Origin of the sequence: Asticcacaulis currens (genome assembly GCF_028550395.1) — a bacterium.
Lineage (GTDB): Bacteria > Pseudomonadota > Alphaproteobacteria > Caulobacterales > Caulobacteraceae > Asticcacaulis > Asticcacaulis currens.
In genome coordinates this window covers 205215-230019 of the sequence record NZ_JAQQKW010000007.1, presented here as the reverse complement: position 1 = coordinate 230019, position 24805 = coordinate 205215, and the positions used below count along the sequence as shown (strand labels likewise).

Sequence of the window (24805 nt, the reverse complement as noted above, 5' to 3'; positions counted from 1 at the left end):
TCGGGATTCACCTCGTCGGGCAAAGCAAGGCTAAGATGGGCAGCCACATCCGCAATCGACTGATGGCGATAAAGAGCGAGCGCTATCACCAGCCACACCACCTGCTCCGCAGGAAGTTTACGGCGCCGTACACTCGCCTTGCCTGTCGCCGCTAAGGCCTGCGAGATCCACCCCACATCGACCGAGCGGGAAAGAGCCGTTAAATCAACATGATGCCCAATGCGAGCGCGCATGAAAGTAAAGCCAGAATGATGAACGAATCACCATCCTGGCTCATATATTTTACTGAATGATTCTTAAGTGAACCGCATTATCCCGCAAAGGGAGGCCTTTTTATTTTCAGTCATTTGTTCGAATTAGTTCACCTTAACCGGCACCGGCACGTCGCAACCGGTGAGGCCGGCGGGGCTGAGCTTGCGCTTGGCTTCGATCACCGCAGCAAATTCCGGCGAGTGGGTGTCCATTACCTCGATCTTCGGGCGATCGGCTTCCGGCATATCGGCCAGCACCTGCACCTTGGTCATCACATCCGGATCGACCGGCGGCTCACCCAGCTTCAGCTTGCGCACCACCTCCAGCCCGACCAGCGTCATGCCGAAGGCCGTATATTTGCGTTCCAGCGCATCCGTATAGGAGCGCATCAGGAAGAACTGGCTGTTGGCCGAATTCGGGTCCCCCGCACGCGCCATGCCGAGCGTACCTGAGCAATAAAGCCCCCAGGTTTCAACCTTGCTGTCCCTGGTGATTGCCATCAGGTCGTTAACCTGCGACTGTACCGGCAGGGCCTTGACATAGCCCGTCAGGATGCCGCGTTCGGTCTTCAGCGGCGTGATATCGAGCGTGGTGTCGCGACGAATGATAAATTCACCTGGTACGTTGGGCAGGCTCGAATTGCCCTCTCCCGTCCCCTTGGGGTCACCCGTCTGGGCCATAAAGCCTTCGATGACGCGGTGGAATTTCAGCCCGTTGTAAAAGCCCTGCCGCGTCAGCGTCTTCATGCGCTCGACGTGCTGCGGGGCCAGTTCGGGATACATTTCAACGATGACACGGCCCTTGTTCGTGTCGATCACCAGCGTGTTCTCGGCATCGACCGGACGATAGCCCGGCGTCGCCGCCATAGCGGCACCGGCCAGAAGCGTTGCGGCGATTGCCAGACCTGCCGCGCGCGCAGCCCCCATCATAGACGTCATTACTCTTTTCCAACCTTAGCCAAGAGCCGCTCAGCGACGCTTTTTGAAACGAACGGCGCGATGTTGCCGCCCAATTGGGCTATTTCTTTGACCAATCGGGACGCAATCGCCTGATGTCGGGGATCAGCCATCAGAAACACCGTCTCGATCTCACGGTTCATCTGCTGGTTCATCGCCGTCATCTGAAACTCGTATTCGAAATCGGCCACCGCGCGCAAGCCGCGAATGATGACAGACGCCCCAAGTTCCTCGGCAAAGTGCATCAAAAGGCTGTCGAAGGGCAAGACCTCGACACGATCGGCGAACGGAGCGCAGCTTTCGCGCAACATCTCGACCCGTTCGTCCAGCGTGAAGACCGGCGCCTTACCGGTATTGCGCGCCACCCCGATCACCAGATGATCAACCAGCTTAACCGCCCGGCCGATAATGTCCGAGTGTCCGTTGGTGATCGGGTCGAAGGTTCCGGGGTAAAGCCCTATCCTTTTGGCCATCTGATGTGGCTCCTTATCTTTTACCGGGCAAACCCTTATCCGGCATCGCCCCCGCTGGCAAGCTCAGCCTCATCCGGACCGTCGTCCTCGGCACTTTCGGCCAGACGCTCGACCGAGACGACCTTTTCACCGGAGGTGCGGAAGATGGTCACGCCCTGCGTGTTGCGGCCCGCCACACGGATCTGCGACACCGGCGTGCGGATCAGTTGCCCGCCATCGGTGACCAGCAGAAGCTGATCGGTGTCTTCGACCGGGAAGGAGGCGACCAGCTTGCCGCCGCGCTTCGACAGGTCGATGGCGACAATGCCCTGACCGCCGCGACCGGTGCGGCGATAGTCATAGGACGAGGTCCGCTTGCCAAAGCCCGTATCGGCGATGGTGAGAATGAACTCTTCCGCCGCGCCCAGTTCGGCAATACGTTCGACGCTCAGCGACGCGTCTTCCGCGCCCTCTTCGGCGTCCTCTTCGACCCCCACCGGGGCATCTTCGCCTTCGCCCGACACCGCCGCCCGCAACGAGGCCGCGTGCTTGAGGTAGGCGGCGCGCTCGGCCGGCGTCGCATCGACGCGGCGCAGTATGGCCATGGAGATAACCGTGTCGTCCTCGCCCAGACGCACGCCGCGCACGCCGGTGGAGTCGCGGCCTTTGAACACGCGCACCTCATCGACGGCGAAACGGATCGAGCGACCGGACGCCGTAGACAGAAGCACGTCCTGATCTTCGGTACACAGCGCCACCCCGACAATGGCATCGCCCTCTTCCAGCTTCATGGCGATCTTGCCGGCACGGTTGACGTTGACGAAATCCGACAGCTTATTGCGGCGCACGTCGCCGGAGCGCGTGGCAAACAGGATATCCAGACGATCCCAGGTGGCTTCATCCTCCGGCAGGGTCAGGATGTTGGTCACCGTCTCGTTCTTGTCCAGCGGCAACAGGTTGACGAAGGCCTTGCCCTTGGATTGCGGATTGCCCAGCGGCAGACGCCACACCTTCAGCTTGTATGCCTTACCCGTCGAGGAGAAGAACAGCATCGGCTGGTGCGTCGAAGCCGCATAGATGCCGGTGATGGCGTCTTCGTCCTTCATCGCCATGCCCGAACGGCCCTTGCCGCCACGATGCTGGGTTCGATAGGCGCTGAGCGGGGTACGCTTGACATAGCCCGAATGGGTGACGGTCACCACCATGTCTTCACGCGGGATCAGGTCTTCGTCTTCCAGATCAGCTTCGCCATCGACGATGGTGGTGCGACGCGGCAGGGCATAGTTGGCGCGGACCTCGACCAGTTCCTCGCGCACAATGCCCATGATCTTTTCGCGCGACGACAGTATGGCCAGATATCCGGCAATGGCATCGGCCAGAGAGCGGGCTTCGCCGAAGATTTCATCGCGGCCCAGACCCGTCAGACGCGACAGGGTCAGCGACAGGATGGCGCGCGCCTGTTCTTCTGTGAGGCGAACTTCGCCGCCTTCGAAGACGATCGAGCGCGGGTCGGCGATCAGGTCGATCAGCGGTGTCATATCACCCGCAGGCCAGTTGCGGGCCGTCAGGCGCTCACGCGCCTCCGACGGATCGGCAGAGGAGCGGATTATGTGGATGATCTCGTCGATATTGGCCACCGCAATGGCCAGACCGACCAGCACATGGCCGCGGTCGCGCGCCTTGTTCAGTTCGAACTTCGTGCGGCGAACGACCACCTCTTCGCGGAAATCCAGGAAGATTTCCAGCAACTTACGCAGACCCATCTGCTGCGGGCGACCGTGGTTGAGCGCCAGCATGTTGACGCCGAAGCTCGATTGCAGGGCCGTATAGCGATAGAGCTGATTGAGCAGCACATCGCCCGAAGCCTCACGCTTCAGCTCGACCACCACGCGCATCCCCTGACGATCCGACTCGTCACGGATATCGGAAATGCCTTCGAGGCGCTTGTCACGCACCATCTCGGCAATGTGCTCGATCATCGCCGCCTTGTTCACCTGATAGGGGATTTCGGTGATGATGATGGCTTCGCGGTCCTTGCGGATGGTTTCGACCGAAGCCTTACCGCGCATAATGACCGAGCCGCGCCCGGTGAGCAGCGCCTGACGCGCGCCGGAGCGGCCAATGATCTCACCTCCCGTCGGGAAGTCGGGCCCCGGCACATAGTCTAGCAATTCTTCGGTGGTGAGCTCCGGATTGTCCAGAAGGGCCAGACAGGCGTCGATGACTTCGCCGAGATTGTGCGGCGGGATGTTCGTCGCCATGCCCACCGCGATACCACCGCCGCCATTGACCAGCAGGTTGGGGATGCGCGTCGGCAGGACGGTCGGTTCTTCTTCCTTGCCATCATAATTGGGCTGGAAATCGACCGTATCCAGTTCAATGTCGGCCAGAAGCGCCGTGGTGGCGGAGGCCATTCGCGCTTCGGTATAACGCATCGAGGCCGGGTCATCACCGTCCACCGAGCCGAAATTGCCCTGACCATCGACCAGAAGCAGCCCCATCGAGAAGGGCTGCGCCATGCGCACCAGCGCCATATAGACCGACTGATCGCCGTGCGGGTGGAAGCGACCGAGCACGTCACCGACGACGCGCGCGCACTTCGAATAGCTGGCGTTCGGCGTCATCTTCAACTGGTGCATCGAGTAAAGGATGCGCCGATGCACGGGCTTCAGGCCGTCGCGCGCGTCCGGCAGGGCGCGCGAAACGATAACGCTCATGGCGTAATCGAGATAGGAACGTTTGAGTTCATCCTCGATGGTGACGTGCGAAATGCCGTGAGGCGCCGGCAGGCCGGTAGCAGGAGTATCGGTCATGAAGCCCGTTTCATTGCATAGTCACGATCGGGTTTCGTTCAGATTGCATCGAACCCCGATCTAACATTTTGTTTGGTCGCGCATGTGAGCCCAAAACCGTTTCACACTTTTGGGTATGCGCTCCAGGTGCCGGACGGGAATCACACGTCGGCGCACTGGTTAACGCGCACCGTAGCACTTTTGCGACTAATCCCCAAATCCGGAAGGCCTTTTGAGCGGTTTCAGACCCCGCCTGTTAACATTTATTTTGCGTGCAGACCCGCCGGAACACCCACAAAAAAGGCCTGCGGCATGACCGCAGGCCCTGGGTGCGAACCTGTCCCAATTTAGAACGGAATTTCGTCGTCCAGATCGAAGTTCTGCTTGGGGCCGGAGCCTTGTGCCTTCGGGCCCGAAGAGGCCGGGGCTCCGTAGCCACCATCATCGAAACCGCCGCCATAGCCGCCGCCCTGATCATAGCCGCCGGAGGACGCGCCGCCGCCGCTGTCGCCGCGGCCGCCCAGAAGCGTCAGATTCCCGTTGAAGCGTTGCAGCACGATTTCGGTGGTATATTTTTCAACGCCCTGCTGATCCGTCCACTTGCGGGTTTGCAGCGAGCCTTCGAGATAGACGGTCGAGCCCTTGCGCAGATACTGCTCGGCAATCTTGGCAAGATTGTCGTTGAAAATGACGACGCGGTGCCACTCGGTCTTTTCCTTGCGCTCGCCCGTCATCTTGTCGCGCCACTGTTCCGAGGTGGCTACCGTCAGGTTGGCGACGCGCTCGCCCGAATTGAGCGTGCGGATTTCCGGGTCTTTGCCCAGATTGCCGATAATGATGACCTTGTTGACCGAGCCCGCCATGCGCTGCGCCTTCCGTTCTGCCCGCGATTCGGCGGACACATTAAATTCCAGGGCGGCAGCATAGGCCGCAAACAGCCGCCTGCCAAGCGCGTGTTAACGTTTTGTTCACATCTTTTCGCGCCGCAGACGAACCCGTGTCTATTTCTTTTTTTCGGGCAGGTTGTCGGGCAGGGTCTGCGGTTCGGAGAAGTTACGGTCGCGCGGCACTTCGAAAGCACTGGGGATGACCAGACGCCCGTCCGGGGCCTTGGTCAGGAAGGGCATGGCCGGACCTTCGAAGTGACGCGAGATGCGGATACCGCGCGGCGTGGACCACAGGAAGGTGCCATTATAGGCCCCGACAATCTCCTTGCGCGGCGAGCCCATGCTGAGGAACTTGATACGCAGGGCATCCAGATGCGCCGCGCAATATTCGAGCGACGGCACGTCCTTTTTGATGATGTTGAACTTCGGCGGCTGATCCTTGGGAAAGCCGATATGGAAGCACACGTTCGGCGCGTCAGGTGCTTCGACGGCGGGCTTTTCACAGCCCGCCAGAGCCACACAGGCCACGCCCGCGACAAGCCACAGAACAGGTTTCGTCGTCATTGATGGCTCCTACTTGACCGAACAGCCCTGACCCTGTTCGAGCAGGGTACGGAAGGTCTTGTTATCGTCGGAGATTTCCACGCGCTTGGGCACCAGGCGCAGGGTTTGAGACCCCCAGCGACCATAGGACGCCGAGCCCGGACGCTCGCAGCGGCCGTCAAACAGCAGGGTGGCGCAGGCATTGAGCGAAATACCGTCCGACAGGCGCGTCCACTCGTTGCCGGCAAAGCGCAGGCAGGCCCCCGCCGGGCCGGTGGTCGGGGCGGTTGCGGCCACCGGCTCCCCGGACTCGACCACCACAGGCGCGACCTTATCGGCCGAAATGACCGGCGGCGGTGCCAGAGAGGCGGTCGGGGCGGCCGTCATTTCACCGCTTTCATCGACACCGACATCCAGGGCATTGGCGGCCACACCGTTCTTTTTGGCGCAGTCCGCAATGGTGAGTTGCCCCACAAATTCGCCATTGACGAAACAGCGCAGCGTCTTCTTGGCATCAAGGGTCGGCGCGTCGTCGATGTCGAGGACAAGGCCCGGACCCTCGGTATTCATGCGCGGCGTTTCTTTTTGCGAACTGGAAATCGCCCATCCGATCAGCACCGCCAGCAGCAGGGCCCCGCCCGCGCCCGCCAGCCAGATCGTCTGCTTTCGATTCAGCGCCATAATCCATCCCCTCGGAGGTGAGTAACACCCCCTAAAGGCCTGTTTATGCGCCGCCTGTCAAGCGGGAGAGCGCAGCGGAATAGTTGGAAGCCTGGGCATTCCAGTAGGCGGTCGAACCGGAGGACGTGGCCTTCTTCTTGCTATCGTCCGACGACGTCGTATCTTCGCCGTAGCGCAGGTAGCGATAGGCCGAACGCACATTCTTCAGGGCGTCGTCCAGCGTCTTGATCGCCGCCGCGATGCTCTCTTCCGAATTGAGGTTCACATCGGCATTGAACTTCAGACCGAAGAGTTTTTCGGTATCCGCCGCCGCCTTTTTCGACGCCGAGGCTGACGCGGAAGCCGAGGGTTTATCCGGTTCCGAACGGACCAGACCTTCGGTCAGACCCAGCCCCTCCAGAGCGTCCTTACCCGCCGGGCCTTTGACGATTTCCATCTGGCTCGACTTGTTTTGCGGCTCGATGATCAGTTGCGACTCAGGCTTGCCCGCCACCTTGGCCACGCTCACCTTCAGCTTGAAACCGGCGGCACGCTGGATCTTCTTGGCCAGGGTATCGAGGGTTTCATTGGCTTCGATGAGGATCTTCTTCTGCGAACCGCTGGAATCGCGCAGGTAAAACGAGTCCCCTGCCCGCGCCGACGTGGCAGAGGTCAGAAGTGTGGAGTCCTTGTATTCGATCGACCCCTTGGGCAGGCCGAGCTTATCCAGCACAGAGGCCCCGCCACTGGTCACGGCGATGGACTGCGGATCGACCTCGCCATCCTTGCCGGAGTAGCGCTGGCTCCATTCCAACGTGCCGCTGTCAACGTCCATGCGGGCGATATAGGCGTCGGCCTCGCCGATTTTAGTCGTGCCGGCGATCTCGCCTTCGGTCTGTCCGGCAAAATAGACCTTGCCGTCAGTGAACTGCACCCGGACGTTCTTTTCTTCGCCCGCGCCGCCGTAATAGACGACCTTGTCGCCGGCGGTGGAGTTGAAATCGGTCGATACGGTGGCCGCGAAGCCGTCGGAATGTCCGTGGAAGGCCGTGCTGCCGGACCCGCCGCCCAGTATGCTGTCATTGCCGGTCGAACCGCCGACATAGACCTTGCCATTATAAACGTCGATGGCCCCGATCTGCCCTCCGCCGATGCCGCCCAGAGTGCGTGTGCCGCTTAAGGTCGGCTTGGCCGGATTGGTTATGTCATAGGCGCGCAGGACGATATTGCTGTCTTCGACACCGGCGACGTACAGCGTATTGCCGTCCACCGCCACCGCATTGGCCTGATCGGTGCCCGAAGTGCCATATTGCACCGTCGCCGTCACCTTGCCCGTAGGGTCGAAGCTGCGCACATAGGCGTCAAAGCCGCCGGCCGAACCGACACCGCCCTGCATAACGCCGCGCGTCTTGCCCGCCACCTGCACCGAACCGTCTGCGCCGAACGATACGGCCAGCGCCGTGTCGTCTTCGTTGGAGCCGAAGCGCTTGGTCCACATTTCCTGACCCGCGGCATCGAAGACGGTCACAAAGCTGTCGGCCACCGTCTTGTTGGTACCGGACGTGCCGGTATCCTCTGTGGTGCTGGTCGTCGAAAAGGTTTTGTCCCCCACCGTGTAGGTTGAGGTCTTGGTCGTGACGGTCGAAAGCGTGCCGGTCACGGACCCGGCAATCGCCACCTTGCCGTCAGAGCCGACGCTCAGCGCATAGCCCGTCGCGGTATCGGCCGCGCCCAGCGTGCGCGTATAGACGACATGCCCGGCGGAATCGTACTTGATCAGGGCCACATCCTGCGTGCCCTTGATGGTCTGCCCATCGACCGTACCGTCCACATCGGCCAGCACATAGACCGAGCCATCCGGACCCGACACACTCTGATGGACGGTCTTGATCGAGCCTTCCAGATCGTTCTGAACGCTGCGCCCTGCGGTCCAGAAGGTGTCGCCGGGGGCCGAGACCGTATCGCCATCCGTGTTGAACTTGACGAGGCCCGTGGTCTGCTTGGGGGTGACGGTTTCGAACTTCTTGGTTTCTTTATTGTATTTCGTCGTCTTGTCGGTGTCGCCGGTCTTCTGCACGACGAAGACGGAATCGCCGGTGGAAGCCGCCGTAAAGCTCAGGGCCTCGGTGGAGTCGCCCTGAATCTTCAGGGAAAAGGTATCGGGATTGGTGCCGACCTTGACCGTCTTGCCGTTGGTCTCAACGGTCTTGTCCGTCCCCGGTGTGCGCTGCACGGCAAACTTGGTCGAAAGACCAGCCTCCTTCAGCTTGCCGTTGATATAGGTGACGACGTTCGACATGGAGCGCGTATCGCCGCCCATTTCCGACAGGTCGATATGGACGTTGATGGGCGTGGCGGTGCCGGTCTTTTTGACCGCAATATCGAAGACCACGGCCCCCTTTAAGGCCTCGACCTCGCTGGTCGCGGTGCCCGAATGAATATCCTTGGCCAGATAGGTGGTGTTGGTGCGCGGCACGCCGACGGTCGATTTCAGCTTATCGGTAATGGCGCCCTGAATCAGGTCCAGATGCTCGTACTCGGCATCCTTAACGTATCCGCTGACCTCGGTAAGACCCGAATCGAAGCGCCGACGCAGGCTGTTCAGTTCCGTCTTGTTGGTTATCGAGTCGGCATTGGCCCCCGTCATTATGGACTGCGCCTTGGCCGCTACGGCGCGCAGGGAATTCAGTCCGGTGTAGAGGGTGTAGAGCTTCTTATAGTCCGCCGAAGCGCCGGCCAGATCGAGAGTGACGGCCGATTCGCGGATAAAACTTTTGCCCGCCAGTATGTTCTTGACCAGCGTGTCGTCGGGCGTGCCGCCCTTTTCCCACGGGGCGGTGGGGGCGCGCGTAGTCCCGGTGGGGCTGGTCGCCGTCGTCGGCGCAGGCGTATTCGACGTCCCCGCCGAGGCGCGAACTTTCGAGTTGAAATAACTCGTCAGCAGGCTGGTATCGAACGATAGGGTCATGCCACCGGTTCCATTGCGACCCCATTATCGCCGATCAAACCTTAAGAAGCGTTAACCCGCGCTCAAAAGCAGGGTTTTTAGAGCGCCTTCCGAAACGGAATCAAATGCGCGACAAAACAAACCGCTCAATCCGAACGACATCCGCTCTAACCCAAAAAACCCGCCGTCGCCGGCGGGTTTCATGTAGCGTCAGGGAGCGGTCGCCTACTGGAAGAGACGCAGGATGGCCTGTGGCGACTGGTTCGCAATCGACAGGGCCTGCGTGCCCAGTTGCTGCTGCACCTGAAGGGCCTGCAAACGGGCGCTTTCCTTGGCCAGATCGGCGTCCACCAGGTTGCCGATACCGACTTCGATAGCCCCCGACAGCTTGGCGACGAAGCTCTGGCGGCCTTCGATCTGCTTGGCTTCCGAGCCGAGCGAGGCCAAGCTGGCATTGACGTTCTGGATTGAGGTGTCCAGCTTGGCCAGGGCCGAGGTGGCTACCGTAATGGACAGGACGTTGGCCACGGAAGACAGGGTGATGATGCTGCCACCGAGGCTGAAGTTACGCGACGACAGGGTAACGACCGAACTGCCGTCCGCATTGTCGATGAATTTGATGCCGTTGGTCAGGCTGCCGTTCAGCAGGTTGGTACCGTCGAACGAGGCATTGGCCACGGCGTGGCTGATCTGACGCAGCAGTTCGCGGAAGTCGCCGTTAAGCGCGTTGCGCGACGCCGTTGACAGCGACGGGTCCATCGCCGACACCACCTTGTCGCGCATCTGCACCAGTAGGTCGGATACCGATTCCCCAGCGGCCAAGGTTACATCCGCGACCGAAGTGGCGCGATTGAGCGAGTTTTTCACCGCGCTCAGCGAGCTGAGATCGGCGCGTTGCCCCTGAGCGATGGAATAGAGCGCCGCATTGTCCTTGGCGCTGGAAACCTCAAGGCCTGTCGAAATCTTGGTTTGCGTCGATTCCAGCTTACGAGTCGTTGCGTTCAGGTTCTGCAACGCCGTCATGGCAGTTTTGTTGGTATTGACGCTTACCGTCGGCATGAGGATTCTCCATATACGCTACGACTCAGAAGTCTTAACGAACATGGTAACCAAAAGGTTAATTCATGCAAACGGCTTTATCCGCGTCCCTCACAGGTACGCGGTAAACAACACAGACTTACGACCGGAAAAAGGACGTCAGATATCGGTTCTGACGATGCTTCCCGCCTTGTAACTTATGGACTTGCGCATCTCGACCAGTTCCTTTTGCGGAAACTGACGGACCACTTCGCCCGTATAGCGATCAATAGCGCGATAGATGAATTCACCGCTGTCGGGGTCCTTATCTATCGTCAGCTTCAGCATATAGGCTGGCTGTGATTGCGCCCGATCGTGATTCGACAGACCGTTCTCCGTCTGACTGCCGGAAGAGGCCGCAGCGACTTCCTGTACAGGCTGTACCGGCTCCACAGGTTTGATCTGCGTGGGGTCGGGGACGGCGGGCTGGTTTACAACATTCGTAATCATCTCCTGTATTACGCCCGGCGCCTTACGCCGGTACGCCCTCTGTTAATGATCCTTACGCCGAGCCGGACGATGGATCAGAGAAAAAGGGGGGCGGACGCCGAAACGCCGCCCCCGTCATTCCTTAGCGGAACAGGCTCAGAACCGTCGATGTGGACTGGTTCGCAATCGACAGGGCCTGGACGCCAAGCTGTTGCTTGGTTTGCAGGGCCTGCAGCTTCGCGCTTTCCTTCGCCAGGTCGGCATCCACAAGGTTGCCGATCCCGTTTTCGATGGAGTCGGACAGCTTGCTGATGAACTTGGCGTGGTTGGCCAGCGACTTGGACGAGGTGCCGAGCTTGGCCAGCTTGGCCGACACGTCATCAATCTTGGTGGCGAGCGTCGAGACCGCGGCCGAAGCCGTCGCCTTGGTGCCGATCGTCGTCGCGTTGATGCTCAGACCCGTCAGAGACAGATCCTGAGCCGCCACGGTGAGCGTGCCGCCCGAAGCGTTAGCCAGAGCGGAGAGCGCCGTGCCGCCATTCTTGATGATGTTGATGCCGTTGAAGGTCGCGTTGGCAACCGTCTTGCCGATCTGATCGCGGATCGCCTTGAAATCTTCGTTCAGAGCGGTACGGCTGGCCGTGCTCAGGCTGGCGTCCGAGGCCGCGAGAGCCTTTTCTTTCAGCTGGGTGAGCATGTCAGAGACGGATTCACCCGCCGAGATCGCCACGTCCACGACCGATTGGTTGCGGGAAAGCGATTCCTGAACCGCATTCAGAGAGGAAACTTCAGCGCGCTGGCCTTGAGCGATGGCGAAAACGGCGCCATTGTCCTTGGCCGAAGCCACCTTCAGACCCGTGTTGATGCGGGTTTGGGTAACTTGCAGGTCAGAGTTCGTCTTGTTCAGGTTTTGCAGAGCAATCATAGCTCCGCTGTTGGTATTCACGCTGTTCAGCGCCATGGGTCTAGTCCTTCTTCTAGATGAACCGGAGACATTTTGTCGTCCGGCGGCATTTTGCCTGAACTGTTGGCTGCAAGTGGCGGGCCAACGCTCCGCTTACGGAAAAAACACCCAAATAATTGAAATATAAGCGTTATACATGCCTTAACCACACCCCGCGCCCGGCAGATTTTGCCGGATTTCGGCACTTTTTGCCTACCCGGCACTTTTTTCCACCCCGGCCGCAGGCAAAAAAGAAGCCGGAGCCGGACCCGTCTGGATCCGCAACTCCGGCTTTTTACGAACGCTACTGGAACAGCCGGGTTACAATACCCGGGGCCTGATTGGCGATCGACAGGGCCTGAACACCGAGCTGCTGCTTGGTCTGCAGGGCCTGCAACTTCGCACTTTCCTTGGCCAGATCAGCATCCACAAGGTTGCCAATCCCCGCCTCCATCGAGTCAACCAACTTCGAGACAAACCGCGCATGGCTTTCGAGCGATTTCGACGACGTCCCCAGTCGGCCGAGGGCCGCAGAGACGTTGGCAATCGACACATCCACCGCGTCGGCTATGGTCTTAGCCTGCGCCGCCGATGTGAAGGTCGAACCCGCCGAAAGCGTGATCGTGCTCCCGGTGAGGCTCAGGTCCTGCGCCGCAATGGTCAGCTGCGAGGAGCCGTCCGCATTGGCCAGAGGTGCCAGAGCCAGCGCCCCGTTCTTGATCAGATTGACCCCGTTGAACGTCGCATTGTTCACCGTCTTCGTAATCTGGTCGCGAAGCGCCTTGAAGTCTTCGTTCAGCGCCTGACGACTCACCGTCGTCAGCGATGTATCCGAAGCCGCGAGAGCCTTCTCCTTCATTTGCGTCAGCATATCCGCAATGCCTTCGCCCGCTGACAGAGCTACATCGACAGCCGATTTAGCCCGATCAAGCGAGTCCGTCACCGCACCGAGAGAAGCCACGTCTGCGCGCTGGCGGCTAGCGATGGCGTAAACCGCCCCGTTGTCCTTGGCGCCCGCAACCTTCAACCCAGTATTGATGCGGGTTTGCGTCGTTTGCAGTTCGTTGTTGGTTTTGTTCAGGTTCTGCAGGGCGATCATCGCACCCGCATTGGTATTGATCGACATATTCGGCATCGACAGCGTCCTTTCCATTCTGGTCGGGGATTTGATCGGCATTTTTGCCGCAAAGCCATTTTGGCCTACCCGTCACCTAGCAATGGAAATGCCAGTCAGTAAGGTCACATTAAATATTTTTAGCATTGTTTTTAAAGAATATTTTTAAATTGAAAAAGGCAGGAATCATTGACCCCCGCCCTTCCCGACCGGCCCTGCCCGGCAAAATCTGCAACAGGGTGAATTTTTAACCCAGAGACGCGCGCACCGTGCCCACAAAGGCGCTCTCGGCCGCCGGGGCCTGATCCTGGCGCGGCATCAGCCCCTGCATGATCAGACGGTTGACCTCAATCAGGGGCGTGATCTCTTCCTGACCGCGCATCACCGCAGAGGTGTGCCGGTTGACCCAGATCGACAGCGAGATGATCTGCGCGCGCAGCGCATCCGGCAAACCGTTCCCGGGCAGGGCGCAGTCCGTCCCCAGCACCGACCACAGGCGACGGTTCCAGTCGAGCGCGTCCATACGCCGGGCGACCTCGCTCCTGTCGAGCTCAGCCGCCTCCATCAGGGCGCGGGTAACCTGACCGAACAGACGATACTCCGTCTGACGCGGATCTTCATTCCGCTGAGCCGTCTTCTGATAGGCTTGTAGAGACATGTCCCAGTCTTTCGTCTTCGTACTCGATAAGCTTACGGCACCCCATCAGAGCCTTGTAATATTCACGACCCATGATGGATTTGGAAATCACCACACATTCCGCCAGAATGGTCGGATTGGCGATAACGCTCATGAACTCTGTCATGCGCGTCAGGAATTCGTCGTAGTATTTCTCTGCCCCCGCTTCGTCGAGGTACATCATCATCACCGGGAAGTAGATGTGTCGGGACGGAGACGTGACCTCGCTGACCTGCATGATGTCTTTTTCACGCAGAACCGAAGCCTTGTTCTGAAGCACGAGCGAACACCGACGGTCGCCGTTTTGCACAACAGCACCGTTGAGGACAAATTTTTCACCCGGCTTGAGCGACAGTTTAAGGGGCATGTCAATCCTTTTGGCCAGCAGCTTAGGCTTCGCACAGTTAACATCCGGTTTCGCGCGTCCGCAAATATGCCGGACGCAACGCTATCCTGATCTTAATCGAATCATCGGATAAGATCGCATGTTCAGGACCATCTGTCCCCACCTTCGATGAAATGCGCGGTAAGGGGGGATGGCGCGGAGAGTATCATGCCGAAAAAAACATGGCCGATCAAAACCAGGGCCGGGGACACCCCTCCGTCGGCTGATGCCGCCGACCTGCTCGCGGCGAGGGTGCTGGCGACGCCCGACACGGTCAGCGCCATCGCCATGAACGCCGCCGCGACGCCCGGCAAGGACGCGCTGGCCGACATTGCCTCGACCCTTCTGGGCGACTCCGGCTCCTCGGCAGCCCTCGACGCCCTGATGGAGGCCACCCGCTACATCACCGAGGTGCGTCTGCTGACCCTCCTGAAGGACGCGCTGGTCCTTGTGCAGAAGTCGGACTATGAGACAGCGACGCAAAAGACGCTCGAAGCGCTGCGCATCAACGAGAAATGCGGCACCGCCTGGCACATTCTGGCCGTCTGCCGGGAAAAGGCCGGCGACATCAAAAGTGCCTTCACCTGCTTCGAGGCCGCCCTGCAACTCGAAGAGGACAATACGGGGATCGCCAACGACCTCGGTCGCCTCGCCTACCATCTCGACATGCACGAGCAGGCCGAAAAACTGTTTCGCTACGTACTCGAAAAGACCCCCGACGATGCCGAAGTCGCCAACAACTATGCCTCTTGCCTGCGCGAAGTCAGCCGCTTTGACGAGGCCATCGCGCTTCTGACGCCTTTTCTGGAGAAGAACCCGGCCAATGGCGCCCTGTGGAACACGCTGGGGACCATCGTGAATGCCAAGGGCGATCTGGCCACGGCCCTGCTGTTCTTTGATGAGGCGGTAAAGTTCGTTCCCAACGACCCCAAGCCCTGGCACAACCGCGGTCTGGTTCTCAGCGCCCTGGGCGAAATGGATGCAGCGATAGACAGTCTTGAGAACGCCATCCGGCGCATGACCTCCCCTACGCAGATTGAAGCCGCAGAACTGGCACTGGCCTTCTGCTACTTCGTCAAGGGCGACCTGATGCGCGGCTATCACTACTACGCCGCGCGCAAGTCGCTGCACAGCCTTGAAGGCATGAAGTACGTCACCGATATACCGGCGCTGGATCTGAGCCAGCCCCTGACGGGCAAGTCGGTCTTCGTGACCATGGAACAGGGGCTGGGTGATGAAATCCTGTTCGGCACCCTGCTCCCTGACCTTCTGGCCGAGCTGGGGCCGGACGGCCACCTGACGATCGGGGTCGAAAGACGGCTTATGCCCCTGTTTGCCCGCACCTTTCCGCAGGTGCACGTCACCTATCACGGCACCGGCAAGGTCAATGGAATTATGGTGCGCCACTATCCGCAAATGGACAGCACGCGCCACTATGACGGCTTCATCATGTTGGGCGATCTGCTGCCGCGCTACCGGCAAGACGCCGCCGCCTTCCCGCGCCAGACGCACTTTCTCACCCCCGATCCACAGCGGGTCGCCTACTGGAAGGCCGAGCTGGACAAGCTGGGGCCTAAGCCCAAGGTGGGGCTTTTGTGGAAAAGCCTTGTGCAGCATTCACGACGCGACCGCTACTATTCGCCGTTCGAAAGCTGGGGGGCCATCCTGCGCACGCCGGGCGTGCACTTCGTCAACCTTCAGTACGGCGACGTCAGCGAAGAACTGCGTCAGGCCGAACGCGAGGGCCTGAGCATCTGGAACCCGCCGGGCATCGACCTGAAACAGGATCTGGACGATCTGGCGGCCCTGTGCGCCGCCATGGATCTGATCATGGGGCCGTCGAACGCCACCAGCAATATCGCCGCCGCCGTCGGGACGGACATCTGGATCATCGCCCCGCCCCATGCCTGGACCATGATGGGCACGGACCATTACCCGTGGTACGGCAGCGCCCGCATGTTTGTGACCCCGACCGCCGGAGAGTGGGGCCCCGGACTGGAGGCTATGCGTCAGGCCCTGATTCACGAAGTTGCCGCCGTGGTCAGCCCGCCGTCCCCCGACGATATTCGGCGACAATTTCAGACGGTTGAGCGGGCCCTGCTCATGCGCGACTGGGACGAGGCCGAACATCAGGCCCGCGCCCTGATCCGGCAGGCCCCCGACCATACGGGGGCGTGGCAGGCGCTGGCCACCGCGCTCGACCGGCAGGACCGCGTACCGGAAGCGCTGGACGCCTATCAGAAGGCCCTGACCCATCAGCCCGACTCGCTGGAGATCGCTGCTGATCTGGCGCAACTGGCCTTCCGCATGGGTCTCTACGACATGGCTGAGCGCTTCTACGGCCTGATTGTGCAGCGCGATCCCGGCCATCTGCTGGCGGTCAACTATTACGCGGCGGCCCTGCGCGAACAGGGCAAGTTCGAACAGGCCATCACCCTGCTTCAGGCCTATCTGACCGACTATCCGCAACAAAGCGCCCTGTGGGACACGCTGGGGACGGTCCTGATGGCGCAGGGCGACGCCGAGACCGCGCTGATCTTTTTCAACGAGGCGGTGACGCTCGACAACTGCCTGCCAGCGCGCTTCAACCGCGCCTGCCTGTGGATGGAGACGGGTCGGGTGGCCGAGGCCATTCCGGAGCTGGAGCTTTGCCTCGATCGCTTCTCGGAACCGACCAATCTGCGCTCGGCCGAGCTGATGCTGGCCTATGCGCAACTGGCGCTCGGCAACCTCAAGGCGGGGTGGGCGGCCTATGCCGCACGCCACATGACCGGCACGCCGAAAGAGGTGCATTTCGATGTGCCAGCCTCACGGCTCAAGCCGGAAGAGATTGCCGGAAAACGCCTGCTTGTGGTGGCCGAACAGGGTCTGGGCGACGAGGTCATGCTGGGCACCCTGCTGCCGGATATCATCGAGCGGCTGGCGGACGGGGTTTTGACTCTGGCCGTCGAAAAGCGCCTTGTGCCGCTGTTTGCCCGTGCCTTCCCCAAGGCGCGCGTCCTGCCGCACCATACCGAGACGCGCGACGGTCGGATCAGCCGCAGCGTACCGGGCCTCTCCGGCGACAGTGTGGACGGCTGGGCGCTGCTCGGCGACTTCCTGCCTTTGTTGCGCAGCCATATCGCCGCCTTCGCGCACAAGACGCCCCTGCTCACGCCGGACCCGGCGCGCGTCGCCTTCTGGAAAAGCGAGCTGGCCAGACAGGGGGCCGGGCGCAAGGTCGGTCTGTTGTGGAAGAGCCTGATCAGCGATTCCCGTCGCCAGCGGCTCTACCCGGCTTTTGAGGCCTTCGCCCCGCTTCTGGCGCAAAAGGACACGGTCTTCGTCAATCTGCAATATGGCGAGACGGTCAGCGAGCAGATCGCCGCCAGGGCGCAAGGCGCGACCTTCTTCACGCCGACCATCGACCTGCAAAACGATCTCGGCGAACTGAGCGCCCTGTGCGCCGCGCTGGACGTCGTCATCGGTCCCGCCAACGCCTCGACCCAGATTGCCGCAGCGACGGGGGCCGCGACCTGGCTGCTTCTGACGCCCGGTTCCTGGACGACGCTGGGGAGCGAGCAGTATCCGTGGTACGCCAATGCCCGCACCTTCGTTGCCGAAGACGGTGATTGGGGCCCGGTGGTGGCGCGGGTCATCGAGGGGCTGAAATAAAAAAGGCGGTGGAATTTCCACCGCCTTTTCATTGATTTAAGCCCTCAACTTAATGTGCCATATAGAGGTTGAGATTGGTATTGTGCAACAGGGCGCGGGTCGTGCCGCCAAAGGCAAACTCGCGCAGGCGCGACCGCCCGAAGGCCCCGGCCACCATATATTGCGCCTGATGCCGCTGATTGGCCTCGACCAGCGTCCCGATCAGGTCGTTGCTCTTCGGCAGGATATCGACCTCAACGTTCAGGCCGTGCAGCATGTAGTAGCGCGCCAGCTTACCCAGATCGGCGGGATTTTCCCCGACCGGTGCCCCGGCCACCACCACCTTCGACGCTTTTTTGAGCAGGGGGATGGCGCGCCGCGCCGCGCGTGAAGAGGGCTCCTTGCCATCCCACGCCACCAGCGCCGTGCCACCTACCGCAAAGGGTTGGCGGGCGATAAACACTCCGGCGCGCTCTTCCATAAGCACCTGCTGAAAAGCCTCGGACAACAGGCCGCGCCCACGCGCGCTCTCATCACCGAAGACCACAATGTCGGACAGACGCGTTTCTGTCGCCAGACACTGCCACACCGGCGATTTCAGCGGCAGGAACAGCTTATGTTCATAGGCGGTATCATTGTAAGCGTCGCGCGCCACGGCCTCGGCCTCTTCGGCGGCCGATTTCAGCCCGTCCATGGCCGCCATCTGCACCGTGCCCATAAAACCTTCGCCCAGCCACGGGGCCAGTTCCGCCGGATCGGGCGGCGCAAACAGGAAGCTCAGTTGACCGCCAAAGGCCCGCGCGATGTCTGCGGCAATGGCAATCGCCGTCTCTTCAGAGGGGGCACCCGATACCGGCACCGATACGCGCGCCCAGGCGCCACCGGCAGTGAGGGGGGAGTCAGTCATCAGAGGGACCTCCTTTTTTGTGCATGGTCAGCATTTAACCACGACGCAGCGCGCCTTATGGCTGTAAGTATAGGCCCCGCTCCGTGGATTGGACACGCGGCATATGGCCCCAATGCACAAGTATTTCGTCAACACTTTGTGAAACCCGATGGCCCCTCGCACACCTCCGTCCCGACGCACCACCGTCGATCCCGCCCCCCGCGCCTGGCAGCGTATGCTCTCCGGCCGTCGCCTCGACCTGCTCGATCCCTCGGCCATGGATATCGAGATTGACGATATAGCGCTCGGCCTGTCGCGCGTCGCCCGCTGGAACGGCCAAACCACGGGCGAACATGGCTTTTCGGTCGCTCAGCATTCCTTGATCGTCGAAGAGATCTGCGCCCATCTGAGGCCGGGGCTCGATACGCAGTGGCGGCTGGTGGCCCTGTTGCACGACGCGCCCGAATACGTCATCGGCGACATGATTTCACCGTTCAAGGCGGCGCTGGGCCTCGATTACAAGCGGTTTGAGCATCATCTGGAACAGGCCATCCATATCCGCTTTGGCCTGCCCGCCGTGGTGCCACAGGAGGTCAAGGCCCTGATCAAGCGCGCCGATCACGCCTGCGCCTATTTCGAAGCCACGCAACTGGTCGGCTTTTCCGACGCTGAAGCGCGCACCTTTTTCGGCACCCCGCCCGATGGCTACGACCTGAGCCTGACCGCCCTGTCGGGACAGGTCGTCCGTGCACAGTTCGTTGACAGGTTCTATGCCCTCAGCCAAGGTTTATGAGGAGGAGCTTTCTGTGCCGGTCAGCCTGACGATCGAACTGTCCGCCGTGGTTATGGCGATCAAGGACAATGAGGCGATGGTCCTGTGCCTGACCCTGCCCGATGGCACGGCCCTGCCGTCCGGCCCGTTTCGCCCGGAGGCCCACCGCACCTTCGATCTGGCCGTGCGCGCCTTTGTCACCGAACAGACCGGGTTTTCGGCGGGCTATGTCGAGCAACTCTATTCCTTCGGGGATCAGGGGCGTCAGGGCCTGAGTTCGCTTGCCCCCGGCGGCAGCGATCAGCGCGTTATTTCGCTAGGCTATCTGGCCCTCACCGCCGACAGCGCCTTCCAGTCGCAATTATCCGCCCAGTGGAAGCCCTATTCCGCCTTCTTCCCGTGGGAAGACTGGCGGCGCGGCGAACCGGCGGCGGTAGCACCTCTGCGTCGGCGTCTGCGCGACTGGTGCGACGCCGCCCCGGACGCACAGAGCGCCGCCGAACGGCACGACCGGGTCGAAACCCTGTTCCCCGAAGACAGCGACCTGTGGAACGAAGAACGCGTGCTGGATCGTTATGAACTGCTCTACAGCGCCTGCCTGATCCATGAATCGCGCTGCGCCGAGGCCTCCAGCGGCAGCGGTATCGCCATGCTGTCGGACCACCGCCGCATCCTCGCCACCGGTCTTTCACGGTTAAGGGGTAAGTTGAAATACCGTCCGGTGATCTTTGAGCTGATGCCCGAACGCTTTACGCTGCTGGAATTGCAGCGCTCGCTGGAGGCCATTAGCGGCCTGCCCCTGCACAAACAGAACTTCCGCCGCGCGCTGGAACGCACCGGTTTTGTTCGCCCGACCGGCATTATGCGCGACGACACGGGCGGCCGTCCGGCGGAGCTTTACGCCTATGACCGCGACCGCTTCCGCTTCAGCCCATCTCTGGGGTTAAGTTTGCCCAGAGGATAGGGTTTTAGCCACGAAAACACGAAAAGCACAAGAAATGGCGGAAGTTGCGTTGCCCGGAGGGCCTTTACATATCGCGTAGCGCAGGCGCTCCGCGCCGAAATATCCGCCTACGCCTTTTCGTGATTTTCGTGGCCAATAAAAAAGCCGGCAGGTTGCCCTACCGGCTTTTTCGTATTGCCAAAGCGCCAGCTTACGCCGCGCGGCCCGCCAGACGCGCCGCCTGCGCCATCCAATTTTCGCGCACGATGCGCGGGGCCGAATGGACGCGCGCCGACAGCCAGGCCACGTGTTCCGGCGTCCAGCTCGCCACCTGCCAGTAGTGGTAAATGCCCAGCATATTCAATTCGCGCTCGTTATCGGCACCAATGCCCGAAATCAGCGTCAGGTCGTCGGGATAGCCTTCGGGCGCGCTGAGGCGATGCGGCTCAAGGCCGGTGCCCGCCTGCTCGACCGCCGCGCGCACGCTTTCCGGCGTCATGGACGACAGAAGCGAGGCCTTGGGGCGCGAGGTGCGATCCAGCAGTTCCGTCACCGGTTCAGCCTTGACCGCCAGGGCGGGGGCGGCCACGACCGGCGCTTCGGTGCGCTCGATCCCGGCCATGATGGCGGGTTCCAGCTCGGTGGAGACGCCCACAGGGGCGGGCTGCGGAGCGGCCGGTTGAGCGACAGGCGCTGCGGTGACCGGGGCCGTCGTGAGGGGGCGTAGCGGGATGATGTCCGCCGATGGACGGGGAGCATCTGCCTGTGCGGCGGGTGCTTGCACGGCCTGACGCGAGGCGTTGAGGGCCTGAGCCGCCGCGACCATCGGGTCGAAAACCGGGCGTTCCGCCGCCGGAGCGTTCAGAGGGGCATCCAGAGTGGAATCAACGATGGAAGCCGGGGCCTCGTCAAAGATCGAGACGCGGCGCGCGGCGCGCTTCGGCCGGGGCGACAGGTGCCAGCCCACAAAGCCGCTGAACAGAAAGACCGCCAGGAGCAGGGCCGCCGATTGTGCAATCAGCAAATACATGTATTCCCCCTACCCTGCGCGACGCGCGAGAAAGCCCGTACACAAGCCCAGCGCCGCCGCACCCAGCAGCAGCCAGCGCAGCTCAAAGATCAGATAAAGCATGATCGGTCTTCCCCATAGACACCCGCATCGGCGTTTCGCTTGTGTCGGTCAGCACTTGCAGCGCCGGCCCGTACAGATACCCCTCGCCCTTCGGGACATAGACCTCGATTTCCGGCGGCAGTTCCGGTTGCAGGCTGCGCACGGCGGCGGCGGCCTGCATCAGACGCGCCTTGCGTTCCTCGGCGGTGACGCCGGGATGAAAATCCTGCGTTTTGAAGCTGAGGCGCACATTGAGGCCATCGACCTCATAGGCGATATCGCCCAGCCCCTCGGCCTTCAGCGCGTCGGCGACCCGCGCTTCCAGCGCCTGCGGCATGGCCGGAAGCTGTTTATACAGCCCCACCCCTGCCCCGGCGGTCAGAAGCAGCAGTCCCAGTCCCCATACTGTTTTGGACGACATGCTAAGTTCCCGGATAATCGAAATTCTGAAAGTGTTAACAACTAAAGCCCAAATCCCGACACCTGACAATAGGCCGCAGGTTGACGGAGAGCGATAAGTTAGACGGCGCGTGTGACAGCGCCAAGACATACGCCTGAGAGGGGAAATACAATCCCTTTCCGGCGCAAAAAAAGCCCGGCACAGGGCCGGGCTCTCTCTGGGTGGGTCTAGGAGATCGCCTTATTTCGCCGAGATGGCGGCTTGTGCGGCGGCCAGACGCGCCACCGGCACGCGGTAGGGCGAGCACGACACATAGTCGAGGCCGACCTTTTGACAGAAAGCGATCGAGGCCGGATCACCCCCATGTTCGCCGCAGATGCCGAGCTTGATGTCCGGGCGCGTCGTGCGGCCCTTGGTACGGGCAATGTCGATCAGTTGCCCCACGCCGTCCGGATCGAGGCTGACGAAGGGGTCCTTCTCGAAAATCCCCTTTTCGATATAGGGGTTGAGGAAGCGGCCCGAGTCGTCACGGCTGATGCCGTAGGTAGTCTGGGTCAGGTCGTTGGTGCCAAACGAGAAGAATTCCGCCGTTTCGGCCAGCTTGTCGGCCAGCAGTGCTGCACGCGGCAACTCGATCATAGTGCCGACCTTGTACGCCACCTCGGCCCCGCGCGCCTTGAGCACGCCCTCGGCAATGGCCTTGGTCATGGCGACCAGCTTGGCCATTTCTTCCTTGGTGGCCACCAGCGGGTGCATGATGTCGGGCTGCGGGTCAAAGCCTTCGGCCTTCACGTCGCAGGCGGCTTCGAAAATCGCCGTCACCTGCATTTCGTAGATTTCCGGGAAGGTGATGCCCAGACGGCAACCCCGCCAGCCCAGCATGGGGTTGGTTTCCGACAGTTCCTTGGTGCGCTTCAGGAGCTTTTCCTCCGGCACTTCGGCGGCTTCGGCCACCAGCTTGATGTCTTCCGGCGTGTGCGGCAGGAACTCATGCAGCGGCGGATCGAGCAGGCGGATGGTCACCGGCAGGCCGTTCATGATCTTGAACAATTCGACAAAGTCGGCCTTCTGCATGGGCAGGATCTTGGCGAGGGCCTTGCGGCGGCCGGCCTCGTCATCGGCGAGGATCATCTCACGCACAGCGCTGATGCGGTCTTCGTCGAAGAACATATGCTCGGTGCGGCACAGCCCGATGCCTTCGGCGCCGAAGCCGATGGCGGTGCGGGCGTCCGCCGGGGTTTCGGCATTGGTCAACACCTTCAGTGTGCGGAATTCGTCGGCCCAGTTCATGATCTGGTGGAAGTCGTCCGAGAATTCCGGCTCGATCATGCGGATGGAGCCTTTGAACACTTCGCCCGTCGAACCGTCCAGCGTGACGATATCGCCAAAGCGGAAGGTCTGACCGCGCGCGCTGAATTCACCGCGTTCGGTCGAAATGACCATCTCCCCGGCCCCGGACACGCAGGGACGGCCCATGCCGCGCGCCACCACGGCGGCGTGCGAAGTCATGCCGCCGCGCGCCGTGATGATCGCCTTGGCCGCGTGCATCCCGTGGATGTCTTCGGGCGAGGTTTCATCCCGCACCAGAATGACGTCGTCGCCCGCCGCCGCCAGACGCACGGCATCATCGGCGGTGAAGACGATCTTGCCGCAGGCGGCGCCCGGCGAGGCCGGCAGGCCGCGCGCGATCAGGGTCCGTTCGGCCTTGGGGTCCAGCATGGGGTGCAGAAGCTGATCCAGCGCGCCGGGATCGAGGCGCATCAGGGCTTCCTGCGGCGTGATCAGGCCTTCTTTGGCCATATCCACGGCGATTTTCAGCGCCGCGCGCGAGGTGCGCTTGGCATTGCGGGTTTGCAGCATGAACAGCTTGCCCTGTTCGACCGTGAACTCCACGTCCTGCACGTCGCGATAATGCTTTTCGAGCGTCTCAACGGTTGAGCGGAATTGCGCAAAGACTTCCGGCAGAGCCTCTTCCATCGAGGGGTTGCGCTCGCCCATCTCTTCGCGGGCTTTTTTCGTCAGGGTCTGCGGCGTGCGGATACCCGCCACCACGTCTTCGCCCTGCGCATTGAGCAGGAATTCGCCGTAGAGCGTGTTGTCGCCGGTCGAAGGGTTGCGCGTGAAGGCGACGCCCGTGGCCGAGGTGTCGCCCATATTGCCGAACACCATCGACTGAATATTGACGGCCGTGCCCCAGTCTTCGGGGATGTCGTGCATTTTGCGGTAGAATTTGGCGCGGTCGTTCATCCACGAACCGAACACGGCCTTGACCGCCCCCCACAACTGATCCTGCGGGTCCTGCGGGAAGTCTTGACCCAGATCGGCCTGCACCTTGGCCTTGTAGTCGGCGATGACGCGTTCCCAGTCCTTGGCCGTAATGTCGGTGTCCACCGTGACGCCCAGACGGTCCTTATGGTCGTCCAGAATATCTTCAAAACCGTGGTGGCTGACGCCCAGCACGACGTTCGAGTACATGGTGATGAACCGGCGGTAGCAGTCGAGCGCGAAGCGACGGTCGCCGGTCAGGGCGGCCAATCCCTCGACCGTCTGATCATTGAGGCCCAGATTGAGGACTGTATCCATCATGCCCGGCATCGACGCGCGCGCGCCGGAGCGCACGGAAACCAGCAGCGGGTTTTCGACCGAACCAAACCCCTTGCCCGTCACGGCTTCCAGATTGGTCAGAGCCGTCTTCACCTGGGCGTCCAGCCCGTCGGGAAAGGTCTTGTCATTCTGATAATAATGGACGCAGGCCTCGGTCGTCACCGTAAAGCCCGCCGGCACCGGCAGGCCCAGCGACGACATTTCGGCCAGATTGGCGCCCTTGCCGCCCAGCAGGTTCTTCATCGCGGCATTGCCATCGGCCTTACCGGCGGCGAATGCGTAAACCCATTGCTTCGACATTTAAAAATCCCTCTTTCCACAATCAGATAAAACAATCTGTTCA

Annotated in this window: 21 protein-coding genes; 3 read left to right on the top strand and 18 right to left on the bottom strand. The window is 61.4% G+C overall.

Annotated elements, in window-relative coordinates; genetic code table 11:
- The 14 genes from PQU94_RS13350 to flbT form a co-directional block, all read right to left on the bottom strand.
- On the bottom strand, window positions 1-233 hold a 233-nt coding region (locus PQU94_RS13350; protein WP_368407073.1), incomplete at its 3' end, for a transposase domain-containing protein.
- Between the two features lie 123 nt (window positions 234-356).
- Window positions 357-1190 (bottom strand): peptidylprolyl isomerase, encoded by an 834-nt coding sequence (locus PQU94_RS13345; protein WP_272741937.1) that lies wholly within the window; start codon window positions 1188-1190, stop codon window positions 357-359.
- Window positions 1190-1681 (bottom strand): pantetheine-phosphate adenylyltransferase, encoded by a 492-nt coding sequence (gene coaD / locus PQU94_RS13340; protein WP_013480556.1) that lies wholly within the window; start codon window positions 1679-1681, stop codon window positions 1190-1192. Before coaD ends, PQU94_RS13345 begins: the two co-directional genes overlap by 1 nt.
- Window positions 1682-1716: 35 nt before the next feature.
- Window positions 1717-4473 (bottom strand): DNA gyrase subunit A, encoded by a 2757-nt coding sequence (gene gyrA, locus PQU94_RS13335; RefSeq protein ID WP_272741936.1) that lies wholly within the window; start codon window positions 4471-4473, stop codon window positions 1717-1719.
- Between the two features lie 326 nt (window positions 4474-4799).
- Window positions 4800-5315, bottom strand: a complete 516-nt coding sequence (ssb, locus tag PQU94_RS13330) for a single-stranded DNA-binding protein (protein WP_272741946.1) — start codon at window positions 5313-5315, stop codon at window positions 4800-4802.
- A 138-nt stretch (window positions 5316-5453) separates the two neighbouring features.
- Complete coding sequence (locus tag PQU94_RS13325) at window positions 5454-5903, bottom strand: hypothetical protein (protein ID WP_272741935.1); 450 nt, start codon at window positions 5901-5903, stop codon at window positions 5454-5456.
- Between the two features lie 9 nt (window positions 5904-5912).
- Window positions 5913-6563 carry a hypothetical protein gene (locus PQU94_RS13320; RefSeq protein WP_272741934.1) on the bottom strand — a complete coding sequence of 217 codons (651 nt, stop codon included), beginning with the start codon at window positions 6561-6563 and terminating at the stop codon, window positions 5913-5915.
- A 43-nt stretch (window positions 6564-6606) separates the two neighbouring features.
- Window positions 6607-9510 carry a transcriptional regulator gene (locus tag PQU94_RS13315; RefSeq protein WP_272741933.1) on the bottom strand — a complete coding sequence of 968 codons (2904 nt, stop codon included), beginning with the start codon at window positions 9508-9510 and terminating at the stop codon, window positions 6607-6609.
- A 204-nt stretch (window positions 9511-9714) separates the two neighbouring features.
- The gene (locus tag PQU94_RS13310; protein WP_272741932.1) at window positions 9715-10548 is read right to left on the bottom strand and encodes a flagellin; all 834 of its coding nucleotides are present in this window, start codon (window positions 10546-10548) and stop codon (window positions 9715-9717) included.
- Between the two features lie 138 nt (window positions 10549-10686).
- On the bottom strand, window positions 10687-11016 hold the full coding sequence (locus PQU94_RS13305; RefSeq protein WP_272741931.1) for a flagellar protein FlaG: 330 nt from the start codon (window positions 11014-11016) through the stop codon (window positions 10687-10689).
- A gap of 121 nt (window positions 11017-11137) precedes the next feature.
- Entirely contained in the window at window positions 11138-11956 is an 819-nt protein-coding gene (locus PQU94_RS13300) for a flagellin (protein ID WP_272741930.1), read from the bottom strand.
- A gap of 286 nt (window positions 11957-12242) precedes the next feature.
- Entirely contained in the window at window positions 12243-13073 is an 831-nt protein-coding gene (locus tag PQU94_RS13295; protein WP_272741929.1) for a flagellin, read from the bottom strand.
- Window positions 13074-13299: 226 nt separating this feature from the next.
- Entirely contained in the window at window positions 13300-13710 is a 411-nt protein-coding gene (flaF, locus tag PQU94_RS13290; protein WP_272741928.1) for a flagellar biosynthesis regulator FlaF, read from the bottom strand.
- Window positions 13670-14095, bottom strand: coding sequence for a flagellar biosynthesis repressor FlbT (flbT, locus tag PQU94_RS13285; RefSeq protein ID WP_272741927.1), 426 nt, complete (start codon window positions 14093-14095; stop codon window positions 13670-13672). Before flbT ends, flaF begins: the two co-directional genes overlap by 41 nt.
- Before the next feature lie 186 nt (window positions 14096-14281).
- Between flbT and PQU94_RS13280 the strand changes: the two genes are divergently transcribed.
- Complete coding sequence (locus PQU94_RS13280; RefSeq protein ID WP_272741926.1) at window positions 14282-17767, top strand: tetratricopeptide repeat protein; 3486 nt, start codon at window positions 14282-14284, stop codon at window positions 17765-17767.
- Window positions 17768-17816: 49 nt separating this feature from the next.
- Here the strand turns inward: PQU94_RS13280 and PQU94_RS13275 are convergent, their stop codons facing one another.
- Window positions 17817-18653 carry a universal stress protein gene (locus PQU94_RS13275; RefSeq protein WP_272741925.1) on the bottom strand — a complete coding sequence of 279 codons (837 nt, stop codon included), beginning with the start codon at window positions 18651-18653 and terminating at the stop codon, window positions 17817-17819.
- A gap of 148 nt (window positions 18654-18801) precedes the next feature.
- Between PQU94_RS13275 and PQU94_RS13270 the strand changes: the two genes are divergently transcribed.
- Together PQU94_RS13270 and PQU94_RS13265 are read left to right on the top strand one after the other, a co-directional pair.
- Entirely contained in the window at window positions 18802-19425 is a 624-nt protein-coding gene (locus PQU94_RS13270; protein WP_272741924.1) for a YfbR-like 5'-deoxynucleotidase, read from the top strand.
- Window positions 19403-20368, top strand: coding sequence for an NUDIX hydrolase (locus tag PQU94_RS13265; RefSeq protein ID WP_272741923.1), 966 nt, complete (start codon window positions 19403-19405; stop codon window positions 20366-20368). Before PQU94_RS13270 ends, PQU94_RS13265 begins: the two co-directional genes overlap by 23 nt.
- Before the next feature lie 190 nt (window positions 20369-20558).
- On the opposite strand, the gene PQU94_RS13260 is transcribed toward PQU94_RS13265, so the two are convergent.
- The 3 genes from PQU94_RS13260 to ppdK all read right to left on the bottom strand — a co-directional run bounded on the left by PQU94_RS13260 (window position 20559) and on the right by ppdK (window position 24762).
- Window positions 20559-21377: a helix-hairpin-helix domain-containing protein gene (locus tag PQU94_RS13260; RefSeq protein WP_272741922.1), complete on the bottom strand. Its 819-nt coding sequence runs from the start codon at window positions 21375-21377 to the stop codon at window positions 20559-20561.
- An 82-nt stretch (window positions 21378-21459) separates the two neighbouring features.
- Window positions 21460-21879 carry a hypothetical protein gene (locus PQU94_RS13255; RefSeq protein WP_272741921.1) on the bottom strand — a complete coding sequence of 140 codons (420 nt, stop codon included), beginning with the start codon at window positions 21877-21879 and terminating at the stop codon, window positions 21460-21462.
- 219 nt (window positions 21880-22098) lie between these two features.
- Window positions 22099-24762, bottom strand: a complete 2664-nt coding sequence (gene ppdK / locus PQU94_RS13250) for a pyruvate, phosphate dikinase (RefSeq protein WP_272741920.1) — start codon at window positions 24760-24762, stop codon at window positions 22099-22101.
- Between the last annotated feature and the right edge of the window lie 43 nt (window positions 24763-24805).